The sequence below is a fragment of the Kitasatospora sp. MBT63 genome (assembly GCF_000710465.2).
Taxonomy (GTDB): domain Bacteria; phylum Actinomycetota; class Actinomycetes; order Streptomycetales; family Streptomycetaceae; genus Kitasatospora.
Genome location: NZ_JAIZ01000653.1, coordinates 1 through 6,949, shown reverse-complemented (window position 1 = coordinate 6,949; position 6,949 = coordinate 1). Strand labels below are relative to the sequence as shown.

General features: G+C 76.4%; 4 protein-coding genes and 1 pseudogene. 4 read left to right on the top strand and 1 reads right to left on the bottom strand.

Going from position 1 to position 6,949, the window contains the following annotated elements; translation table 11 throughout:
- From AA75_RS50150 to AA75_RS34320, 4 genes and pseudogenes are all read left to right on the top strand, one after another.
- A pseudogene (locus tag AA75_RS50150) lies at positions 1 to 333 on the top strand (hypothetical protein); the annotation flags it as partial.
- Between the two features lie 28 nt (positions 334 to 361).
- On the top strand, positions 362 to 1,522 hold the full coding sequence (locus tag AA75_RS34330) for a 3-deoxy-7-phosphoheptulonate synthase (RefSeq protein WP_033824274.1): 1,161 nt from the start codon (positions 362 to 364) through the stop codon (positions 1,520 to 1,522).
- The gene (hutH, locus tag AA75_RS34325) at positions 1,519 to 3,171 is read left to right on the top strand and encodes a histidine ammonia-lyase (protein ID WP_063794494.1); all 1,653 of its coding nucleotides are present in this window, start codon (positions 1,519 to 1,521) and stop codon (positions 3,169 to 3,171) included. Before AA75_RS34330 ends, hutH begins: the two co-directional genes overlap by 4 nt.
- Positions 3,164 to 4,552: an amidase gene (locus AA75_RS34320; RefSeq protein ID WP_051813956.1), complete on the top strand. Its 1,389-nt coding sequence runs from the start codon at positions 3,164 to 3,166 to the stop codon at positions 4,550 to 4,552. The genes hutH and AA75_RS34320 overlap by 8 nt, the downstream gene beginning before the upstream one ends.
- 38 nt (positions 4,553 to 4,590) lie before the next feature.
- On the opposite strand, the gene AA75_RS34315 is transcribed toward AA75_RS34320, so the two are convergent.
- On the bottom strand, positions 4,591 to 6,949 hold a 2,359-nt coding region (locus tag AA75_RS34315; RefSeq protein WP_051813955.1), incomplete at its 5' end, for a tetratricopeptide repeat protein.

Here is a 6,949-nt window from a genome sequence, read left to right as displayed (position 1 = left end):
CCGGCCCGCCCGCAGCGCTACGCCCGCCAGGTCTACCTCCCGCACGGACCCGGCGTCCTGGCCGGCCTCGACGTCCGGCCCGGCCTCGCCACGGAACCGCAGTGGTTCGACCCGGCCGAGGTCCGCGCCCAGGTCGCCGACTGCGCCACCCCCGGCGACCCGGCCGCACTGCGCTGCATCGTCGCCCTCAAACCGGCCGGCACCCGCCTCGCCCCGATCCGCCAGTCCGGCGACCGGGCCGCGATGTTCGTGGTCGACGCCGCCACCCCCGGCGAGCTGGACGCGATCGAGGAGCACTGCCTCGCCGCGATCGCCCTGCGGACCCGAGACTGACCCGACACCGAACGGACGGCACCCGACCATGTCAGCACTGTTCACCGCCGAGACGGCGCCCGCCCCCGAAGCCGGGTGGCCCGACCGGGCGGCCGTCGACCAGGTCACCGCCAGGCTGCGCGAACAGCCCCCGCTGGTCGCCCCGGCGGACTGCCTGGACCTGCGCCGGCGCCTCGCCGAGGTCGCCGCCGGCCGCGCCCACCTGATCCAGGGCGGCGACTGCGCCGAACTCTTCGCCGAGGTGTCCGCCCACACCGTCCGCCGCAAGGCCGCCCAACTCGGCGAACTCGCCGACCTGGTGGAGAGCGGCACCGGCCGCGAGACGACCGCCGTCGGCCGGATCGCCGGCCAGTTCGCCAAACCCCGCTCCCAGCCCTTCGAACCCGGCCCCTACGGCGAAAACCTGCCCGTCTACCGCGGCGACGCGGTCAACGACACCCGGCCCACCGCCGAGGCCCGCACCCCCGACCCCGAACGCCTGCTCACCGCCCACCGGCTGTCCGCCGAGATCCACCGCCACCTCGACGCCGAACACGCCGCCGGCGGCCGCCCGGTGTTCACCAGCCACGAAGCACTGCTGCTCGACTACGAACTCCCGCTCACCCGCACCGACGGCGGACAGCTCCACCTCGGCTCCGCCCACCTGCTGTGGATCGGCGAACGCACCCGCGACCCGGCCGGCCGGCACGTCGCCGCGCTCGCCGGCACCGCCAACCCGGTCGCCGTCAAACTCGGCCCCACCACCACCGCCGCCGACCTCACCGCCCTGGCCGCCGCCCTCGACCCCGACCGGACCCCCGGCCGGCTCTCCTTCATCCTGCGCCTGGGCGCCGACCTGGTCGAACCCGTCCTGCCCCGGCTGGTCCACGCCGCCACCGAGGCCGGCCTGCAGCCCGCCTGGATCTGCGACCCGATGCACGGCAACACCGAACGCTCATCCGCCGGCCGCAAGATCCGCCGGATGACCGCCGTCCTCGCCGAGATCCGCTCCTGCGTCCGGGTGCTGCGCCGGCTCGGCCAGCACCCCGGCGGCCTGCACCTCGAACTCACCCCCGACGACGTCACCGAATGCGTCGGCGCCCACCACGACCCCGCCGTCCAGCCCCGCTACTGGACCGCCTGCGACCCGCGGCTCAACCCCGAACAGGCCCGCCTCGCCGTCACCGCCTTCACCGAGGAGGCCGGATGATCCGCCTCGGCACCGGCGAACTCACCCCCGCCACCGTCGCCCGGCTGACCGGCGGCCCGCTGCGCGAACCCGTCGGCCTCGACGGGCCCACCACCGAGCGGATGCGCCGCTCGGTCGCCCTGCGCGAACGCCTGGTCGCCTCCGGCGAGCCGCTCTACGGCGTCACCACCGGCTTCGGCGACCGCAACATCGGCCACATCCCCGCCGCGCACGCCACCGAACTCCAGCACCACCTGATCCGCTACCACCTGGTCGGCAGCGGCCCCGAGGCACCCGCCCCGGTGGTCCGCGCCACCCTGCTGATCCGCGCCAACTGCCTGGCCCGCGGCTACTCCGGGGTCCGCCCCGAGGTGGTCGACCTGCTCCTGGACTGCCTGCGGCACGACCTGCTGCCCGTGATCCCCGAACGCGGCTCGGTCGGCGCAAGCGGCGACCTCGTCCCGCTCTGCTACCTGGCCGCACTGCTGATCGGCGAAGGCACCGCCGTCCACCACGGCCGGCGCCGCCCCGCCCGCGAGGCACTGGCCGCCGCCGGACTGCGACCGCTCGCCCTCCAGCCCAAGGAGGCACTCGCCCTGATCAACGGCACCTCCTTCATGGCCGCCTTCGCCGTCCACGCCGCCGCCGAGGCCCGCCGCCTCGCCGGGACCGCCGAGGCCTGCACCGCGCTCGCCGTCGAGGTGCTGCTCGGCAACCGCGACCACTACCACCCGGTGATCCACCGGCAGAAACCCCACCCCGGCCAGGTCCGCTCGGCCGCCCGGATCCGCGCCCTGCTGGACGGATCGCAGCTCGCCCGCGACCACGCCCGGGTGCTGAGCGACAACCGGCCCGGCGACGGCCAGGAGGGCTACCGCCGGCTGGACCACCCCATCCAGGACCGCTACTCGGTGCGCTGCGCCCCGCACGTGATCGGCGTGCTGCACGACACCCTCGACTGGGTGGACCGGTGGCTCGACACCGAGATCAACTCCACCAACGACAACCCGCTGTTCGACCCGGACGGCGACCGCGTCCACAACGGCGGCAACTTCTACGGCGGCCACGTCGGCCTCGCCATGGACAGCCTGCGGGTGGCCGTCGCCAGCGTCGGCGACCTGCTGGACCGTCAGCTCGCCTGCGTGGTGGACGAGAAGTTCAGCAACGGCCTGACCGCCGGCCTGACCGCCCCGACCGCCGCCGACGACCCCGCGGCCGGTCTGCACCACGGCTTCAAGGGCGCCCAGATCGCCTGCTCCGCGCTGGTCGCCGAGGCGCTCTCGCTGGGAATGCCGGCCACCGCGTTCTCCCGCTCGACCGAGGCCCACAACCAGGACAAGGTCAGCATGGCCACCATCGGCGCCCGCTCCACCCGCACCGTCACCGCCCTGGTGCACGAGGCCGCCGCGATCCAGCTCGCAGCCCTGTGCCAGGCCGCCGACCTGCGCGGCGCCCACCTGCTCGCCCCGGGCACCGCCGAGGTGTACCGGCAGGTGCGCCGCCACCTCGCGTTCATGCCCGCCGACCGCCGGCTGGACACCGAACTCGCCGCCCTCGCCGAGGAACTGCGCACCTCGGGAGCCGCAGCCGAAGCGACACCCGCACCCGCACCTGCACCGGCAGCCCAGGACGGCCCGCCGGCCAGGATCACGGAGGACACCCATGCCTGACGTCGCGCACGCCGTCGCCGCGTACTTCGCCGCCGACCGGCCCGCCGGCCCGCGGACCACCCAGGACCCCGCGCCGGACCCCGCGCCGGAGGCCGTCCCGCCGCCGCTGATCGCCCTGCCGCTGCGCGAACGCCTCGCCCTGCTCGACGACGGCGCCCTCACCCTCCCCGAGTGGAACGCGCTCGCCGACGGCTGGGCCCGCGAGGCCGACCACCGCTACCGGGCCTGCGCCGAACTGCGGCCCGCCGGCACGCACGCGCCGGCGCTGCGGCTCGGCGTCAAGGACACCGTCGACGTGGCCGGGTTCGCGACCCGGCTCGGGCTGCGCCGCCACCGCCACCACCCCGGGCGCAGCGCCGCCGTCCTGACCGAGGGCCACCGGCTGGCCACCGTGGCCAAGGTGGTCACCACCGAGCTCAACATCGGCATCGGCTCCGGCTGCGGCAACCCCTGGTTCCCGACGATCGACCCGGCCGGCTCCAGCACCGGCTGCGGCGTCGCCGTCGCCGCCGGCATCTGCGACCTCGCGCTCGGCACCGACGTGCTCGGCTCGGTCCGCTGGCCGGCCGGCCGCTGCGGCGTGGTCGGCCTGCGGATGACCCACGACCCGGCCGCCCTGCGCGGCATGCTGCCACTCAGCCCCGCGATGGACGCCCCAGGCTGGGTCGCCCGAACCGCCGACGACCTGGCGCTGCTGGCCGAGGTGTCCGGCCTGCCGATCCCGCGCGCCGAGCACCACCGGGGCCTGCGGATCGGCGTGGTGGCCGAGGTCGCCGAGGGCGGCGCCGAGCCCGGGATCCTGGACGCCCTGAAGACCGCCGGCGAACTGCTGGCCGCGCACGGGCACCGGGTGGCCACCACCCGGCTCGGCGGCCTGTGGGACCTGCGCGGCGCCGCCTGGGAGCTGTGCGCCCGGCAGGCCTGGCAGGGCAGCCACGGCTGGGACCCGCGGATCGCCGACGAACTGTCACCCTCCACCCGCCGGGCCGTCGACTCCGGCGCCGCGATCGGCGACCTCCGCCACCGCGAGATCGAGGAGCAGCTGGCCCGGACCCGGGCCGCGGTGCCGCGGCTGTTCGCCGACGCCGTGGTGGACGTCTGGCTGCTGCCGCTCGACCCGGACGTGCCCCGCCCGGTCGGTGCGCAGCGCGCCGCGTCGTCCCTGGTGACCCCCGGCCACCCGGACTACGACCGGGAGATCGGCTACACCCCGGTGGCGAGCTTCGCCGGACTGCCCGCCCTCACCTTCCCGGTCGGCCGGACCGCGGACGGGTCGGCGCCGCTGGCGGTCCAGCTGGTCGGACGCCCCGGCGCCGAGGGGGTGCTGATCGGGCTCGCCCGGGAGGCGGCCCGCACGGCCGGGGACCCGGCCCGCCCGTGAACGGTCGGCGGGCGGCCGGACAGGTGTGCGGCCGCCCGCTACAGTGCGCCGCTCGGCTCGGGACGGCGCTCGCGGGCGAGGTCGGCCCGCAGCAGCTCGGCGCGGTGCGGGTGCATCCGGGAGAACAGGGCCACCGCCCGGTCGCAGTGGTCCGACGCCGACTGCCGCTCGCCGGCGTCCAGCGCCAGCCGGGCCAGGCCCTCGCAGGCGACGCCCTGTTCGAACCTGAGGCCGAGTTCGGAGGCCAGCGCCAGCGCCCGTTCGTGGCAGTCCCGGGCCGCCTCGGGCGCGCCGAGCGCGCGGTGCACGGCGCCGATCAGGTTGAGGGTCTGGCTCTCCAGGTCCCGGCTGCCGATCTCCCTCGCCAGCACCAGGGCCTCCCGGGCCCGTTCCAGCGCCGCCGGCTGGTCGCCGCAGTGGTGCAGCAGGTCGCCGAAAGCCCAGCGGGCCTGTGCCTCCACCTCGCGGGCCCCGAGTTCCCGGGTCCTGGCCAGGGCCTGTTCCAGGTAGCCCCAGGCCTCCCCGGTGTCGCCGAGCCGGGAGAGCACCCAGCCGACGTTCAGCAGGTCGACGGCCTCCCGGAACGGGTTGTCCAGCTCCCGGCTGAGGGCCAGCGCCCGCCGGTGGTGGGCCAGCGCCTGCCGGTACTCGGCCAGGTAGCCGTACACGACGCCGATGTTGCCCAGGACGGCGGCCTGGTCACGGGCGGCGCCGACCTGCTCGAAGATCTCCAGCGCCGCCCGGTACTGCTCCAGCACCGTCGGGTAGTCGCCGCGCAGCAGGCCGACGTGCCCGAGCGTCCACAGTGTGCGGGCCTCGCCGTAGCGGTCGCCGGTGGCGCGGTGCAGCTCCAGCGCGGTCCCGAGCGACCGGACCGCGCCGTCGTAGCGGCCCAGCGCCCGGTAGGCCAGTGCGAGGTTGGTGTGCACCTCGGCCTGGCCGTGCGGGTCGTCGGCGGCCCGGGCGGCGTCCAGGGCGTGCCGGTAGCCGGTCAGCGCCTCCTCGACGTAGCCGTTGCGGACCAGTAACGGGCCGACCGCGACCGCCAGCCGCCAGAGCTCCGCCAGGCCGTCGCCGGCCGGGGGGCAGGCCAGTACCGCGACGATGTTGGCGCGCTCCGCGGCCAGCAGGTCCGCCGCGTCCGCGACCGTCCGCAGCCCCGGGACCGCCCGCGGCGCCTCCACGGTCCGGACGGACGGCCGGCCCGGATCGGAGAGTTCGGCGACGCAGCGCGCCAGGTTGAGGTAGTGCCGGCGCAGCCGCCCGAGCGCCTGCTCCCGGCCGGTCCGCTGTTCCTGGTGTTCGGCCTTGGTCAGGGCGTACTGCCGGATCAGGTCGTGGAAGTAGTAGCGGCCCACGGTGTGCTGGCCGAGCAGGTGGGTGTCGAACAGTTCCTCCAGCATCACCTCCGCCTCGGCCACCGTGCAGCCGCTGAGTACGGCGGCGCCGGCCGCGTCGAAGTCGTGCCCGGGGTGCAGGCCGAGCAGCCGGAACATCCGCTGCTGGGCATCGCCGAGCTGGAGGTAGGAGACCTCGAAGGCGGCGGCGACGCTGCGGTCGCCCGCCACCAGCTCGGCGAGGCGCCGCTGCCGGTCGCGCAGCCGGTCGGCGAGGTGGGCCACGCTCCAGGCGGGTCGGTGCCGCAGCCGGGAGGCGGCGATCCGGATGGCCAGCGGCAGGCAGCCGCAGAGCGCGACCACGTCCTCGACCTCGGCGCGCCGGCCCTCGGCGCGGTCCGCGCCGACGATGCGCACGAACAGCTCCACCGCGTCCCGGGGGGTGAGTACCTCCAGCGACAGGTTGACGGCGCCGTCGAGCGCGGTGAGTCTTCGCCGGCTGGTGATCAGGACGAGCGCGCTGCCGGCACCCGGCAGCAGCGGCCGGACGTGCCCGACGTCCCGGGCGTTGTCCAGCACGACCAGCACCCGCTGCCCGGCCAGCGCGGCCCGCCAGGCGGCCGCCCGCTGCTCGACGCCGTCGGGGATCCGTTCGGGGCTGACCCCGAGGTGGCGCAGCAGCCGGTCGAGGGCGGCGGCCGGGGTGATGGGCTCCTGCCCGGGGGTGTGGCCGTGCAGGTCGACGAAGAGCTGGCCGTCCGGGTAGCGGTCGGCCAGCGCGTGCGCGGCCCGGACGGCGAGGGTGGTCTTGCCGATGCCCGCCATGCCGTCGACGGCGGTCACCACCAGGGTCGAACTCCCGGCGCCGTCCTGGCCGTCGGGGTGGGCGGCCTGCTCGGCGAGGGCCACCAGGCGGTGGAACTCCTCGCCGCGGCCGGTGAAGTCGGTGACGTCGTACGGCAGGAAGCGGCGCTGGTGCGCGCGGAAGACGCCGCCCGCTGCGGCGGCCGGCCGGACGGCAGCGGCGGCCGCGGCCGGTGCCGGCGGGGGAGCGGCGGCC

Excerpts from the sequence above, each read along its gene's own strand:
- AA75_RS34330 (WP_033824274.1), top strand. The coding sequence starts at position 362 with ATGTCAGCACTGTTCACCGCCGAGACGGCGCCCGCCCCCGAAGCCGGG.
- hutH (WP_063794494.1), top strand. The coding sequence starts at position 1,519 with ATGATCCGCCTCGGCACCGGCGAACTCACCCCCGCCACCGTCGCCCGG.
- AA75_RS34320 (WP_051813956.1), top strand. The coding sequence starts at position 3,164 with ATGCCTGACGTCGCGCACGCCGTCGCCGCGTACTTCGCCGCCGACCGG.